Genomic DNA, 13,654 nt, shown 5'->3' with positions numbered 1-13,654 from the left:
CCGCCGCAGCGCGGTCTGGGCCGCGAGCGGCTCGGCCTCGACGAGCTCCTCGGCGACGGCTCGCTGGCGCTCGCCTGCTCGACCAGCGGGCGGCTCTGCTGGTCGAGCAGGGAGGCGCGCCAGCGCCGAGCGTCGTCGAGACCCGGTGAGGTGCCCAGGGCCGCAGGGACGGTCGCCGGGTCTCGACGACGGCTCGCTGGCGCTCGCCTGCTCGACCAGCGGTGCGGTGAGGTGCCCACGGCGCTGGGGACGGTCGCGGGGTCTCGACGACGGCTCGCCAGGGCTCGCCTGCTCGGCCAGCGGGTAGGCCGCAGCCTCGACCAGCGGTCCAGAAGTGCTTGCGGTCACACGAGAACACGTTCTAGGTTGGACACGTGTCCAGTTATGTGTCCAATGCCCCGCGGCAGGAGCTCGGCTCGCGCCGGGCGGAGACCGTGGAGCGGCTCTTCGCGGCCGGCGCCGAGGAGCTCGACGAGGTGGGGCACGAGGCGCTGACGATCCGGTCGGTGGCCAGCCGGGCGGGGGTGTCGGCGGCGACGGCGTACACCTACTTCGCCTCCAAGAACCACCTCTTCGCCGAGCTGTTCTGGCGCCACCTCGCCGAGGACGCCGACGTGGTGGCGCAGGGGGCGACCCCGGTCGAGCGGGTCCAGGACGTGACCCGCCGGATGGCGGCGCGGCTGGCCGCCAGCCCGGCGCTCGCCGCGGCGGTCACCCCGGCGCTGCTGAGCTCCGACGCCGACGTCGCCCGGCTGCGGCTGCGGATCGGCGGGGAGTTCCTCGACCGGTTCTCCCGGGCGCTGGGGGAGCACGCGGAGCCGGCCGTGCTGGAGGCGCTGGTGCTGGCGTTCTCCGGGGCGCTGCTGCAGGCCGGCATGGGCGTCCTGACCTACACCGACATGGGCGAGCGGCTCGACGCCGTCGTCGCCGCGATCCTGGAGGGACACGCATGAGCACGACGTTCGAGCCGGCGGCCGCGCCCCTGGTCTTCGACCCCTACGACTACGACTTCCACGAGGATCCCTACCCGGTCTACGCCCGGCTCCGCGCCGAGGCGCCGCTGCACCACAACGCCGAGCACGACTTCTGGTCGCTGAGCCGGCACGCCGACATCGCGGCCGCGGTGCGCGACGACGACACCTTCTCCAACGCCATGGGCGTCTCGCTCGACAAGAGCGCGTGGGGTCCGCACGCGCACAAGGTCATGTCGTTCCTGGCGATGGACGCCCCGCACCAGGCGCGGCTCCGGTCGCTGGTCTCGCGTGCGTTCACCCCGCGCCGGGTCCGCGAGCTGGAGCCGCGGGTGCAGGCGCTCACCGAGCACTACCTCGGGCTCGCCCTCGAGGGCGCCGGCAGCGGCGACGAGGTCGACCTGGACTGGATCGCCGCCTTCGCCGGCAAGCTCCCGATGGACGTCATCTCCGAGATGATGGGCGTCCCGGAGGCCGACCGCGACGAGGTACGCCGCCTGGCCGACCTGGTCGTCCACCGCGAGGAGGGCGTGCGCGACGTGCCGCCGGCCGGCATGGAGGCCGCGCTCACGCTCGTCGGCTACTACGCCGAGATGCTCGCCGAGCGCCGCCGGCGGCCGACCGAGGACCTCACCAGCGCGCTGCTCGCGGTCCGCCTGGACGACGAGGCCGGCGGGAGCGGCGCGGGGGACCGGCTCGGCGACGACGAGATCATCGCCTTCCTCTTCCTCATGGTGGTCGCGGGCAACGAGACCACCACCAAGCTCCTCGGCAACGCGCTCTTCCACCTCACCGCCCACCCCGAGCAGCTCGCCGACGTCCTCCACGCCGGACCCGGCCCCGACGGGCTCGTCGGTCCGTGGATCGAGGAGACGCTGCGCCACGACACCTCCAGCCAGATGGTCGCCCGGCACCTCAAGCGCGACCTGGCCCTGCACGGCACCGTCGCGCCGGCCGGCTCCAAGCTGCTGCTGCTGCTCGGCTCGGCCAACCGCGACGAGACGGTGTTCACCGAGCCGACCGTCTTCGACCTGCACCGCGAGCGGGCCGAGCTCTCCCAGATCCTCAGCTTCGGCGGCGGCCGGCACTTCTGCCTGGGCGCCAACCTGGCCCGGCTCGAGGCCCGGGTCGCCCTCGCGCACCTGGTGGGGGTCGCCGACGGCCTCGAGGTCGACCACGGTGCCGCCGTACGAGTGCACTCCACGAGCGTGCGCGGGTTCGCGTCGCTCCCGACCCGGGTGCGCCTCCGGTGAGCCGGGGCAGGTACGCCCAGCCCGAGCGCCGCCCCGCGGTGGTCGCCGGCGCCTCCTCGGGCATCGGTGCGGAGACGGCCCGGGCCCTCGCAGCCGCCGGCTTCCCCGTCGCGCTCGGCGCGCGGCGTACCGACCGCTGCGAGGAGCTCGCCGCCGCCATCCGCGCCGAGGGGGGCGAGGCCGTCGCCCACCCCCTCGACGTCAGCTCGGAGGAGTCGGTCGCGGACTTCGCCGCGAAGGTGACCGCCGACCTCGGCGACGTCGAGGTCGTCATCAGCAACGCCGGCCTCGTCGGGCCGGGCCGCCTGCTCGAGGTCGGCACCGAGCGGTTCGCCCGCGAGCTCGACGTCAACCTGGTGGGCCCCTACCGGCTGGTCCGGACGTTCGTGCCCCCGATGGTCGAGCGCCGCCGCGGTGACGTCCTCTTCGTCTCCTCCGACGTCGCGCTGCGGGCCCGGCCGTTCATGTCGGCCTACACCGCCGGCAAGTCCGGGCTCGAGGGGCTCGTGGAGTCGCTGCAGATGGAGCTCGAGGGCACCGGCGTCCGTGCCTCGGTCGTGCGCCCCGGGCCGACCTGGAGCGAGATGGGCGGCGACTGGGAGGCCGAGCAGGCGGCGTTCGTGCTCGAGCAGTGGGTCCGGTTCGGGCTGGCCCGCCACCCGCACTTCCTCAAGGCCCGCGCCATCGCCGACGCCATCACCACGGTCGTCAGCGCGCCCCGCGGCGTCCACATCAGCCCCGTCGACGTCAACCCCGAAGCACCCGTGGAGGACCCGTCATGACCACCACCGCCCCGCGCGACCTGCTCGCCGACATCCCGGAGGTCTCCACGGTCCTCGACGACCAGGCCGCCGAGGTGCCCGAGATCATCCGCGGCACCGGCCACCTCCCGGAGATGCGGGTCGACCCGATCGGTCTGTTCCACCGGGTCCGCGAGGAGTGCGGCGACGTCGGCCGCTTCCGGCTCGCCGACAAGGCCGTCGTGCTGGTGACCGGAGCGGAGGCCAACGAGGCGTTCTTCCGCGCGCCGGACTCCACGCTCGACCAGGCCGCGGCGTACCCCTTCATGACCCCGATCTTCGGCCAGGGCGTCGTCTTCGACGCCAGCCCCGAGGAGCGCCAGCAGATGCTGAAGAACCAGGCCCTGCGCGGCGACATGATGCGCGGCCACGCGCAGACCATCGAGGCCGAGATCCGCCGGATGGTCGCCGACTGGGGCGACGAGGGCGAGATCGACCTGCTCGACTTCTTCGCCGAGCTGACGATCTACACCACCTCCTCCTGCCTGATCGGCAAGCCGTTCCGCGAGGAGCTCGACGGCCGCTTCGCGCGGCTCTACCACGAGCTCGAGCACGGCACCGACGCCATCGCGTACGTCGACGCGTACGCCGACATCGACAGCTTCCGCCGCCGCGACGCCGCCCGCGAGGAGCTCGTGGCCCTGGTGCAGGCGATCATCGACCGGCGGGTCGCCCGCGGCCCGGTCCCGCGCGAGGAGCGCGACCTGCTCGACGTGCTGGTCTCGCTGGAGATGTCGGCCGACTACGTGACCGGGATCTTCATCTCGATGATGTTCGCCGGGCACCACACCAGCAGCGGCACCGCCTCCTGGGCGATGATCGAGCTGCTGCGCCACCCCGACGTGATGGCCGACGTCGTGACCGAGCTCGACGGCCTCTACGCGGACGGCTCGGAGGTGTCGTTCCAGGCGCTGCGGTCGATCCCGGTGCTGGAGTCGGTGCTCAAGGAGACCCTGCGCCTGCACCCGCCGCTGATCGTGCTGATGCGGCTGGTCCAGGAGGACTTCGAGCTGGCCGGCCGCACCATCCCCGCCGGCGCCGTCGTGGCGTCCTCGCCGCGGGTGTCGAACCGGATCGAGGAGGACTTTCCCGACGCCGAGCGGTTCGACCCGGCCCGCTACATCGACCCGCGCCAGGAGGACCTGCAGAACCGCTGGACCTGGATCCCCTTCGGCGCCGGCCGGCACCGCTGCGTGGGCAACGCGTTCGCGATGATGCAGATGAAGGCGATCTTCTCCGTCGTCCTGCGCGACTTCGAGTTCGAGGCGGCCCAGCCGCTGGACTCCTACCGCGACGACTTCACCAAGATGGTCATCCAGCTCGAGCAGCCCTGCCGCGTGCGCTACCGCCGCCGGGACGCGTGATGCGGGTCGTCGCCGACCTCGACCTGTGCCAGGGCCACCAGGTGTGCCTCGGCGAGGCACCCCAGGTCTTCGCCTTCGACGACGACGCCGACCGGGTGGTCGTGCTCGAGGAGCACCCCGACGAGTCCCTGCGCCCGCAGGTGGCCGATGCCGTGAAGTACTGCCCAGCGATGGCGCTGGCTCTCCAGGAGGACCGAGATGAGTGACCTGACCCGCGCCGAGCTCGAGGAGTTCTGGGACGGCTGGCTGGCCGTCAACCGCGAGGCCGAGCGGCTGGGCGACTGGCGCGTGCTGGCCGAGGAGTACGCCGAGGACGCTAGCTACGGGTGGATGTACTCCGTCGACGAGCACTTCATGGCCGTCGGTCGCGACCAGATCCGCGACTGGGCCATCGGCATCGAGATGGACGGCTTCGACGGCTGGCACTACGACTACGTCGCCACCGTGATGGACGAGAAGGCCGGGATGGTCGTCGGCTTCTGGAAGCAGCGCTCGGGCATCACCGACGACGCCACCGGCCAGGAGTACGAGATCCTCGGCATCGGCGGCTCGTGGTTCGGCGTCGAGCGGCAGACCAGCGGCGCGGACGCCGGGCAGCTGAAGATCGCCTGGCAGCGCGACTGGTTCGACATGCCCTCGACCGCCCACACGTTCATGGAGATCCTGGGGTCGGGCAAGGCGCCGGAGCGGCTGCTGGAGCGGATGAAGGTCGCCGGCCACGGCGTCCCCGGGCACTACCACCTCGCCGACATCCCCTCGCCGGTCTGGCCGCCGCCGGTCGAGGCCGGGCTGCACGTGCGGCCCCAGCCCACCACGACGGAGCCGACGACGGAGCCCACGACGGAGCCGACCGCCGGGACCACCGCGTGAGCGGGCTGACCAACCCGCCGGCCCAGCAGCTGGTCGACGGCAAGCTGGTCGCGGCGAGCGACGGCGCGACGTACCCGATCCTCAACCCGGCCACCGGCGAGGTCATCGGGCACGCCCCGGACGGCACCGCGGACGACGTCGAGGCGGCCATCGCCGCGGCGCGGCGCGCGTTCGACGAGAGCGGCTGGGCCACCGACGTGGCGCTGCGGGTGCGCTGCCTGCGCCAGCTGCACGCCGCGCTGCTGGAGGAGGGCGAGGCGTTCAAGGCGCTGACCACCGCCGAGGTCGGCATGCCGGGGTTCATGATGGGCGCCGCCGGGTTCGACGTACCGGTCGACGGGCTGCGGTGGGTGACCGACCTGCTGGAGTCCTACGAGTTCGAGACCGACCTCGGCGTCGCCAGGCCGATGGGGATCCCCTCGCGCCGGACCGTGCGCCGCGAGCCGGTCGGCGTCGTCGCCGCGATCAGCCCGTGGAACGTCCCCACCCAGATCAACCTCGCCAAGATCGGCCCCGCGCTGGCGGCCGGCTGCACGGTCGTGCTCAAGCCGGCCCCCGACACCCCGTGGGTCGCCGCCGAGCTGGGCCGGCTCGCCGCGGAGCGCACCGACATGCCCGCCGGCGTGCTCAACGTCGTCACGCCGCGGTCCAACGAGGTCGCCTCGGTCCTGGCCAGCGACCCGCGGGTCGACATGGTCTCCTTCACCGGCTCGACGGCCACCGGCCGCGCGATCATGGCGGCGGCGGCCCCGACCCTGAAGAAGGTGTTCCTCGAGCTCGGCGGCAAGTCCGCCGCGATCGCCCTCGACGACGCCGACGTCGCCTCGGTCGCCGGCGCCACGGCGTTCACCGCCTGCATCCACGCCGGCCAGGGCTGCGCGATCACGACCCGGCTCGTGGTGCCCCGGGAGAAGTACGACGAGGCCGTCCAGGTCGCCGCCGCGACGATGGAGTCGATCGGCGCCAAGGACCCGGCCGACCCCGGCGCGATCTGCGGGCCGGTGATCTCCCAGGTCCAGCGCGACCGGGTGGAGTCCTACCTGCGGCTGGCCGAGGACGAGGGCGGCACGTTCGCCACCGGCGGTCACGTGATCGACCAGCCCGGCTACTGGGTCGCCCCGACCGTCGTCGCCGGCCTCGACAACTCCTCGCGGCTGGCCCAGGAGGAGATCTTCGGGCCGGTGCTGGTCGTCATCCCGCACGACGGGGACGACGACGCCGTCCGGATCGCCAACGACTCGGCGTACGGCCTCTCGGGGTCGGTGGACTCCGGCTCGCTGGAGCGGGCCAAGGCCGTCGCCGACCGGATCCGCACCGGCACGCTCGCCGTCAACGGCGGGGTGTGGTTCAGCCCCGACGCACCGTTCGGCGGCTACAAGCAGTCCGGCCTCGGCCGGGAGATGGGCGTCGCCGGCTTCGAGGAGTACCTGGAACTCAAGACCCTGGCCTTCCCGGCCTGACTCGACAAGGAGCACCATGAGACTGCAGGACAAGGTCGTCGTCGTGACCGGCGCGGCGCAGGGCATCGGCGAGGTGTACGCCCGCTCGATCGCCGCGGAGGGTGCGGCGGTCGTCGTGGCCGACCTCAACGAGGAGTCGGGGGAGAAGGTCGCGGCCGCGATCGCCGAGAGCGGCGGCCGGGCGACGTTCGTGCGCACCGACGTCAGCTCGCACGAGTCGGCGGCCGCGCTGGTCGAGCGCACCGTCGCCGAGCACGGCGGCATCGACGGGCTGGTCAACAACGCCGCGATCTACGGCGACATGCAGTTCGACCTGCTGATCAGCGTCGACTGGGACTACTACCGGAAGTTCATGAGCGTCAACATGGACGGCGCCCTGGTGATGACCCGCGCGGTCTACCCCGTCATGCAGCAGCGCGGGGGCGGCTCGATCGTCAACCAGAGCTCGACCGCGGCGTACCTCTACTCCGGCTTCTACGGACTGGCCAAGGTCGGCGTGAACGGCCTGACCCAGCAGCTGGCCCACGAGGTCGGCGGCATGGGCATCCGGGTCAACGCGATCGCGCCCGGCCCCACCGACACCGAGGCCACCCGCACCCAGGCCGGCGGGGCGTCCAAGGAGCTGGTCAAGGCGCTGGCGATCAAGCGGATGGGCCAGCCCGAGGACATGGTCGGCGCGTGCGTCTTCCTGCTCTCCGACGAGGCGTCCTGGGTGACCGGGCAGATCCTCGCCGTCGACGGCGGACAGACGTTCCGTGGCTGAGCCTGCTCCCGGCCCGGTCGTCGGGTTCGTCGGGCTGGGCAACATCGGGAAGCCGATGGCGCTGCGGCTCGCGGCCTCGGACCTGCCCCTGCACGTGTACGACGTCGCGCCGGAGCCGCTGGCCGAGCTCAGGGACGCGGGTGCCGAGGTCACGGGGAGCGTGGCCGCGCTGTCCGGCGCGGTCGACGTGCTGTGCGTGATGGTCCGCGACGACGAGCAGGTGCGCGACGTGCTGCTCGAGGCGCTCACCACCGCCCGGGCCGGGCTCACGGTCGTGGTGCACTCGACGGTCGCGCCGGACACCCCCGGCGACCTGGCCGACGTCGCCGCGCGCCACGACGTACGACTCCTCGACGCGCCGGTCAGCGGCGGCGCCATGAGCGCGGCCGACGGCACGCTGGCGATCATGGTCGGCGGCGACGACGAGGCGTTCGCGGCGGCCCGGCCGGCGCTGGACGTGATGGGCGCCAAGGTGGTGCACGCGGGTCCGGTCGGCGCCGGGACGCGCTTCAAGCTGGCGCGGAACCTCATGCACTTCGTTGCCTTCACCGCCGCCACCGAGGCGCAGCGGCTGGCCGAGGCTGCCGGCCTCGACATCAGGGCGCTGGGCGACGTGGTGCGCCACACCGACGCGATCACCGGCGGGCCGGGCGCGATCATGCACCGCGACACCACCGCGCCGATCGCGCCGGACGACTTCTGGCACGGGGTGTTCGGCCACGTCGTCGCGCTGGGGGAGAAGGACCTCGGGTTCGCGGTCGCCCTGGCCGACGAGCTCGGGGTCGACGTGCCGCTCGCGCGGCTGGCCGAGGGTCGACTGCGGAAGGGGCTGGGGTTGTGAGCGAGGACCGTGCCGGGAGGTTCGACGACCTCCCGGAGACCCGTCGTCGCGGGCTGGAGAAGATGGAGGAGGTCTACGGCTTCGAGATGTCCGACGGCACCGGCGACTTCTTCCGCTACACCGCCGACCACCTCTTCGCCGACATCTGGAACCGGCCGGGCCTCTCCGACCGCGACCGGCGGCTGCTGCTCATCGGGATGCTCGCCGGCCAGGGCGCCGCGGACGTGCTGGGCATCCAGGTCCCGGCGGCGTACGCCAACGGGGAGCTCGACGACGAGGCGCTCCGTGAGATCGTGGTCTTCGTGTGTCACTACGCCGGATGGCCCCAGGGGGCCCGACTGAACTCCATCGTCGAGGAGACGATCGCGAAGGCGGCCCGCCGGGCCGCGCGCGCCGCCGACCAGGCGGGGGAGTCGTCCTGAGCGCTGCGACCGCCGTCCGGCCGCTCGGCCCCACCGACCTCGACCGGGTCGTGGGACTGCTCGAGCGGCGCAGCGCCCGCATGGCCGACTGGGCCCCGCGCCTGTGGCGGCCCAGCGACCAGGCCTCCGCGGTGCTGCGGGCGATGGCGGAGCGGATGCTCGCCGCGCCCGACGCCGTCTGCCTCGGCACCGACGACGCTGTGCTCCTGGGGGTACGCCGCGGCGCCGGCGTCGTCGTGGACCACCTCGAGTCCGCGGCCGACGACCCCGACGCCCTGGCCCGGCTGCTGACCAGCGTGCCGGCCGACGCGGGGGAGGTGCGCGTCTTCACCCCGCTCGCCGACGAGGTGCGGCTCCGCGCGACCGACGCCGCCGGGCTGGTGGCGACGGGCCGCTGGTGGGTCCGCGACCTCCCGGTCACCCTCGCGGTCGCGGCCAACCTGGCCGCGCCGCGACCCGGCTACTCCCTCGCCCCGGCCCCGCCCTTCCACGACCCCGGCGGCCCGATCGCCGTCATCGGCAAGGCCACCTCCGCCCAGGAGCTGGTGGAGCTCGGCGTCGACGCCGCCGCCCGCGACGCCCGCGTCGCCGTCGTCATCGCCGACGCCGGCTCGCCGTTGGAAGCGCTTGCTGCTGACGCGGCGTACCGGCCGGTCGCGGAGCTGCGGGCCCGCTGAGAGAGCTGGTCCCGTGTTTGCTCAGCGTCCACGGGTGCGTGCCTCACGTCGCCGGGCTCCCGGCCCATCCCGCCACGACGCTGGACTGTCCACCGCGCCGTCGGGGACCATCTACTTCCATCCTGCGCGTCTCAGATCCAACGCGAACCGATCTCGTCGTGGAGCTGCTGGGTCTTCTCCACCTTGAGGACGCCGCTCTCGACGAAGGCCCGCAGGCCACAGGCCGTGGCGGTCGCGACGATGGCGTCCCGTTCCTCCGGGTGGGCGTCGGCATCGCCGCCGTCCCACAGCTGCAGCCACCGGTCCGCAGGGTCATCACTTCCCTCGGCTGCCCACACCCGGCAGATCAGGTCGAGTTCGTCCTGCGTCATCGGTCGCGTGGGTGTCGCGTACATGAGGCTCCCAGCTCCAAGGGTGAGGGCGCGACCATCCGGCCCTCTGCCCGCCATCATCCCCGCACGTGTCCGTCGGGCAACCCGGGACGGATCGCCGATCGCACGGCTGGCACGTCTCGACGACGCTGGTGGACCGTGCCCGCTCCGGAGGCCGGACCGCGACGGCGGCCCGGGCGAGGCAGCCCGGCGCACGGCGGCGGCCCGGATAGCGTCCGGGGGTGGCCAGCTCTCGTCGATCCAGTGCCGGTCGGCGCAGCGCGTCACCCCGCCGCAAGGGGACGCGTCAGCCGCAGCGGCCGCTGCCGTCCGTCGGGCCGGGGGAGCGGCTGTGGGTCCTCGACGTGCCGTACGGGACGCAGGTCGACGGCGCCACGTGGCACCCGGCGGTCAGGACCCACCTGTACGTCGGGCGCGCGCTGCCCGCGCACCTCGCGCCGTACTCCCCGGGACCGCACACGCTCGGTCGGTTCATCGAGAACACCCTGAACCCCGACGACCCGACACCTGCTCCGGAGGCGACAGGTGATCTCGAGCCCAGGAGGATCCAGTTCGAGGCGGCGGACGCGATCGCGGAGCGGGCCGCGGCGGGCGGACGCCTGTTCCTGCTGGCCGACGAGCCGGGCGTGGGCAAGACGATCTCCGCGGTCCTCGGAGCGACGGCCGTGGGCGACCTCCGTGGCGCGCAGCGGGTGCTCGTCGTGGCCGACCGGCCCGCCGCGATCACCATCGGCCACTGGTGCCGCACGATCACGGACCTGGGCGACGGCGGGCTGGAGTGGGTCGTCATCACGTGGGACCGGCTCGAGAAGGTCAAGGACCACCACTGGGACGTGATCATCGCGGACGAGGCCCACGCGCTGCGTCGTACGACGACGAAGCGGTGGAAGCTCTGGGCGTCGATCTCCGGGCACGGTCGGTCGCACGACAAGGCGCCGTTCGTCATCGCGACGACCGCGACGCCCGGGCACACACCGCTCGAGCTGCCGTACCTCGCTCCCGCCTACGCGCAGGTGCTCGGCGAGCCGATGCGGGAGTGGACCTCGGCGACGCAGCCCGGGGCCACCTTCGCCAGCGCGCTCGAGCGGCACGGCGTCGGCGTGGAGCAGGGCCGGTACGGCGCGAGCTGGACCGCCGACCCGGCGCGACGGGCCGCCGACCTCAAGCTGGTGCGCGGCTGGCTCGCCGACGAACGGCCCCCGGCGATGCTGCACCGCGCGGCGCCGTGGGGGCCGGTGCCGATCTCCGGCATGCCGGTGACGCTCACGCCGGCGGAGCGGACCGCCTACGAGGCCGAGTGGGGCGAGTTCTGCCGCGAGATGGACATCGCGCGACGCGGCCGCAACGTCGCGAAGGGCCGCGCCGCGCTGCTGCGCTTCCGGCAGAAGGCCGGGCTGATCCGCGTCGACTCGACCGTCGACTGGATCGCCCAGCAGGTGCAGTCCGAGCGGCAGGTGGCGTGCTCGGTCGAGTTCGTCGCGACCGCCGCCGACCCCATCGCCGACCGGCTGCGCGACGCGGGGATCGAGGTGGCCACGATCTACGGCCGCGACCGGTTCGACGCCGAGGCCGAGCGCCTCCGGTTCCAGACCGGGCGAGCGAAGGTCTGCGTCTTCACCACGGTCGCCTCGATCAGCCTGCACGCCGGCGAGACCCTCGCCGACGGCCGCCAGGCGAGCACCGAGCCGCGCGTCGGCGTCTTCCACCAGGCCCGCTTCTCGGGCATCGCCGGGCGGCAGGTGACCGGCCGCACCCACCGCGACCACCAGGTCTCGCCGTGGCACATCGCGTACGCCGAGGGCACCGTCGAGGAGCAGGTCGGCAAGGTGATGGTGGAGCGGATCGCCGCAGCGTCCGACACGGTCGGGAGCGACACCGCCGGGCTTGCCGACCTCGCGCAGCTCCTCGGCGCCGACTGGCTGCCGGCCACGAGCCTGACCGAGGACGGCGCCTGACCGACGCGGGTGTCGATCGACGGCGATGAGTCCGGCGCTGACGACCGGTCAGTACGACGCCTCGTCCATCGCCCACTGCCCAGGAGGAACCGTGAAGCTCCTGCTCACCTCCGGAGGCGTCACGAACCCGAGCATCCGCCGGGCGTTGGTGGACCTGCTGGGCAAGCCGATCGCCGAGTCCACTGCCCTTTGCATCCCGACGGCGCTGTACGGACATCCCGGGGTCGGGCCCGGCACCAAGGCCTGGCAGTTCATCAGCGGCCACTCCGACCACCCCATGGTCGACCTGGGCTGGGAGTCCGTCGGCGTGCTGGAGCTCACCGCGCTGCCCAGCATCGACGCGGAGCAGTGGGTGCCCCTGGTCAGGGAGACCGACGTCCTGCTGGCGGCGGGCGGCGACGTCCTCTACCTGTGCCACTGGATGCGGCAGTCCGGGCTCGCCGACCTGCTCCCGGCGCTGAGCAGGACGACCTGGGTCGGCCTGAGCGCCGGGAGCATGGTGATGACCCCCGAGGTCGGGGACGACTTCATCCAGTGGCGACCGCCGACCGGTGACGCCAGCACGTTGGGCCTCGTCGACTTCTCGATCTGCCCCCACCTGGCCGAGGACGGCCTGCCGGGCAACTCCCTGGCCGAGGCGGAGCAGTGGGCCGCCGGCATCTCCGGTCCCGCCTACGCGATCGACGACCAGACCGCCATCACGGTGGTCGACGGCACCGTCGAGGTCGTCTCCGAGGGGCGCTGGAGGCTGCTGCACGCCTAGCGCGGCCCGCGGCGACTCCGGGCTCCCGGCGGCGTGGGTGCAGCCGTGGAAGGATCGGCGCATGTCGGCCGCAACGGATGTCTCCACGAGTGGTGCGAGCGCGCAGCCGCGACGCCCGCGCCGCAAGGTCGTGCTGACCTGGGTGCTCGTCGGAGCTTTCGTGCTGGCGGCCCTCTTCACCTGGCACTGGTGGACCCACCCGACGGCGTTCGATGAGCGAGGTGGCGTCGCCGGTGTCGTGCCGTCGCCACTGGCCGAGCCGACCCTGTCGAGCACCATCGTCTACCCCAAGGTGAGCGGCTCCGCCGAGACGGTGATCATCGACGGCCTTGACGCCAACTTCTCGAAGAACACCGCAGACGCCAGTGTGTCGTTCTGGGTCTGCCACTCGGCACCGGACGAGGACCCGGTCGGCGCCGCGCGCGACATGGACGGCGAGTGCCGAGACATGGAAGCCGTGGAGACGCCGATGCGCTTCGAGCACAGGGTCGGGCGGGGAAGCGACTACCTCTTCATCACGATCACCCCCAGCCGGCGAGGCGTCGCGCGGCTGGAGTCGGTCGACATCGAGTACCGACGGTCGCGCGAGCACTTCTACCAGCGCGGCACCCAGACCATCCACGCCGACCGGAAGCTCACCGCGCGCTGACGCGGGACAGCCGGCTCGGCACTCCGACGAGCACCGACGTCCCTGGCTCCCGCCCGCACGGCGCGGACGCATCAACGCCATCCGCTCAGCCCGACGATGTCCAGGGCCGCGGTCAGGCTCGCGCTCTTCCCCCGTGAGGGAGGTCAGTAGCGTCGGATCGGCTTGTGGGAGCCGAACGCCATGACGACGGCGACGATCCACAGGACCACCGTCCAGCCGCCGAGCAGGTTGATCCAGAAGATCGTCCAGTGGTTCGACTTGCCGCGCAGGGCTGCAACCGCCCACGGCAGCATGTAGCCGCCGCTGAGGAGAGCCACGACGACGGCGACGAACGCGCTGACCGGACGATCACGCTGATCGGTCAGATGGCTGGTCACCTCTCCAGCCTACGGGAGCACGGTCGCCGGCGCCGGACGCTCCGCACTGTGACCTCGCGCGGCGGCTGCCCATCAAGGTATGTCGCCGAGCGGTCAC

The 13,654-nt window shown here is 73.0% G+C and carries 16 protein-coding genes; 14 read left to right on the top strand and 2 right to left on the bottom strand.

Features of this window, described 5'->3' with window-relative positions; all coding sequences use genetic code 11:
• Positions 1-374 precede the first annotated feature (374 nt).
• From AB0N29_RS16720 to AB0N29_RS16670, 11 genes are read left to right on the top strand one after another with little or no spacing between them, the layout of a single operon-like run.
• Positions 375-953 (top strand): helix-turn-helix domain-containing protein, encoded by a 579-nt coding sequence (locus AB0N29_RS16720; RefSeq protein ID WP_364868427.1) that lies wholly within the window; start codon positions 375-377, stop codon positions 951-953.
• Complete coding sequence (locus AB0N29_RS16715) at positions 950-2,224, top strand: cytochrome P450 (RefSeq protein WP_364868425.1); 1,275 nt, start codon at positions 950-952, stop codon at positions 2,222-2,224. Before AB0N29_RS16720 ends, AB0N29_RS16715 begins: the two co-directional genes overlap by 4 nt.
• Positions 2,221-3,006 carry an SDR family oxidoreductase gene (locus tag AB0N29_RS16710; protein WP_364868423.1) on the top strand — a complete coding sequence of 262 codons (786 nt, stop codon included), beginning with the start codon at positions 2,221-2,223 and terminating at the stop codon, positions 3,004-3,006. Before AB0N29_RS16715 ends, AB0N29_RS16710 begins: the two co-directional genes overlap by 4 nt.
• A complete protein-coding gene (locus AB0N29_RS16705) occupies positions 3,003-4,388 on the top strand; it encodes a cytochrome P450 (protein ID WP_364868421.1) in 1,386 nt (461 codons plus the stop codon). Before AB0N29_RS16710 ends, AB0N29_RS16705 begins: the two co-directional genes overlap by 4 nt.
• The gene (locus AB0N29_RS16700; protein ID WP_302267509.1) at positions 4,388-4,594 is read left to right on the top strand and encodes a ferredoxin; all 207 of its coding nucleotides are present in this window, start codon (positions 4,388-4,390) and stop codon (positions 4,592-4,594) included. The genes AB0N29_RS16705 and AB0N29_RS16700 overlap by 1 nt, the downstream gene beginning before the upstream one ends.
• Entirely contained in the window at positions 4,587-5,258 is a 672-nt protein-coding gene (locus AB0N29_RS16695) for a hypothetical protein (RefSeq protein WP_364868418.1), read from the top strand. Before AB0N29_RS16700 ends, AB0N29_RS16695 begins: the two co-directional genes overlap by 8 nt.
• On the top strand, positions 5,255-6,718 hold the full coding sequence (locus AB0N29_RS16690) for an aldehyde dehydrogenase (RefSeq protein ID WP_364868416.1): 1,464 nt from the start codon (positions 5,255-5,257) through the stop codon (positions 6,716-6,718). The genes AB0N29_RS16695 and AB0N29_RS16690 overlap by 4 nt, the downstream gene beginning before the upstream one ends.
• Positions 6,719-6,734: 16 nt before the next feature.
• The gene (locus AB0N29_RS16685) at positions 6,735-7,481 is read left to right on the top strand and encodes an SDR family oxidoreductase (RefSeq protein WP_364868414.1); all 747 of its coding nucleotides are present in this window, start codon (positions 6,735-6,737) and stop codon (positions 7,479-7,481) included.
• The gene (locus AB0N29_RS16680) at positions 7,474-8,322 is read left to right on the top strand and encodes an NAD(P)-dependent oxidoreductase (RefSeq protein ID WP_364868412.1); all 849 of its coding nucleotides are present in this window, start codon (positions 7,474-7,476) and stop codon (positions 8,320-8,322) included. The genes AB0N29_RS16685 and AB0N29_RS16680 overlap by 8 nt, the downstream gene beginning before the upstream one ends.
• Complete coding sequence (locus AB0N29_RS16675; RefSeq protein ID WP_302267503.1) at positions 8,319-8,744, top strand: carboxymuconolactone decarboxylase family protein; 426 nt, start codon at positions 8,319-8,321, stop codon at positions 8,742-8,744. Before AB0N29_RS16680 ends, AB0N29_RS16675 begins: the two co-directional genes overlap by 4 nt.
• A gap of 50 nt (positions 8,745-8,794) precedes the next feature.
• Positions 8,795-9,421: a hypothetical protein gene (locus tag AB0N29_RS16670; RefSeq protein ID WP_302267501.1), complete on the top strand. Its 627-nt coding sequence runs from the start codon at positions 8,795-8,797 to the stop codon at positions 9,419-9,421.
• A gap of 131 nt (positions 9,422-9,552) precedes the next feature.
• Here AB0N29_RS16670 and AB0N29_RS16665 read toward each other — a convergent pair whose 3' ends face one another.
• The gene (locus tag AB0N29_RS16665; RefSeq protein WP_364868409.1) at positions 9,553-9,816 is read right to left on the bottom strand and encodes a hypothetical protein; all 264 of its coding nucleotides are present in this window, start codon (positions 9,814-9,816) and stop codon (positions 9,553-9,555) included.
• Positions 9,817-10,034: 218 nt separating this feature from the next.
• Here AB0N29_RS16665 and AB0N29_RS16660 point away from each other — a divergent pair, with 218 nt between their 5' ends.
• The 3 genes from AB0N29_RS16660 to AB0N29_RS16650 all read left to right on the top strand — a co-directional run bounded on the left by AB0N29_RS16660 (position 10,035) and on the right by AB0N29_RS16650 (position 13,180).
• Positions 10,035-11,768: a helicase gene (locus AB0N29_RS16660; protein ID WP_364868407.1), complete on the top strand. Its 1,734-nt coding sequence runs from the start codon at positions 10,035-10,037 to the stop codon at positions 11,766-11,768.
• A gap of 91 nt (positions 11,769-11,859) precedes the next feature.
• The gene (locus AB0N29_RS16655) at positions 11,860-12,531 is read left to right on the top strand and encodes a Type 1 glutamine amidotransferase-like domain-containing protein (RefSeq protein ID WP_364868405.1); all 672 of its coding nucleotides are present in this window, start codon (positions 11,860-11,862) and stop codon (positions 12,529-12,531) included.
• 37 nt (positions 12,532-12,568) lie between these two features.
• Positions 12,569-13,180 (top strand): hypothetical protein, encoded by a 612-nt coding sequence (locus AB0N29_RS16650; RefSeq protein ID WP_364868403.1) that lies wholly within the window; start codon positions 12,569-12,571, stop codon positions 13,178-13,180.
• A 143-nt stretch (positions 13,181-13,323) separates the two neighbouring features.
• Here the strand turns inward: AB0N29_RS16650 and AB0N29_RS16645 are convergent, their stop codons facing one another.
• A complete protein-coding gene (locus AB0N29_RS16645; protein WP_302267495.1) occupies positions 13,324-13,557 on the bottom strand; it encodes a superinfection immunity protein in 234 nt (77 codons plus the stop codon).
• Positions 13,558-13,654 lie beyond the last annotated feature (97 nt).

Origin of the sequence: Nocardioides sp. NPDC092400 (genome assembly GCF_040684155.1) — a bacterium.
Taxonomy (GTDB): domain Bacteria; phylum Actinomycetota; class Actinomycetes; order Propionibacteriales; family Nocardioidaceae; genus Nocardioides.
This window is presented reverse-complemented; position numbering and strand designations above follow the sequence as displayed.

Excerpts from the sequence above, each read along its gene's own strand:
- AB0N29_RS16695 (WP_364868418.1), top strand. The coding sequence starts at position 4,587 with ATGAGTGACCTGACCCGCGCCGAGCTCGAGGAGTTCTGGGACGGCTGG.
- AB0N29_RS16705 (WP_364868421.1), top strand. The coding sequence starts at position 3,003 with ATGACCACCACCGCCCCGCGCGACCTGCTCGCCGACATCCCGGAGGTC.
- AB0N29_RS16685 (WP_364868414.1), top strand. The coding sequence starts at position 6,735 with ATGAGACTGCAGGACAAGGTCGTCGTCGTGACCGGCGCGGCGCAGGGC.
- AB0N29_RS16665 (WP_364868409.1), bottom strand. The coding sequence starts at position 9,816 with ATGTACGCGACACCCACGCGACCGATGACGCAGGACGAACTCGACCTG.
- AB0N29_RS16715 (WP_364868425.1), top strand. The coding sequence starts at position 950 with ATGAGCACGACGTTCGAGCCGGCGGCCGCGCCCCTGGTCTTCGACCCC.
- AB0N29_RS16700 (WP_302267509.1), top strand. The coding sequence starts at position 4,388 with ATGCGGGTCGTCGCCGACCTCGACCTGTGCCAGGGCCACCAGGTGTGC.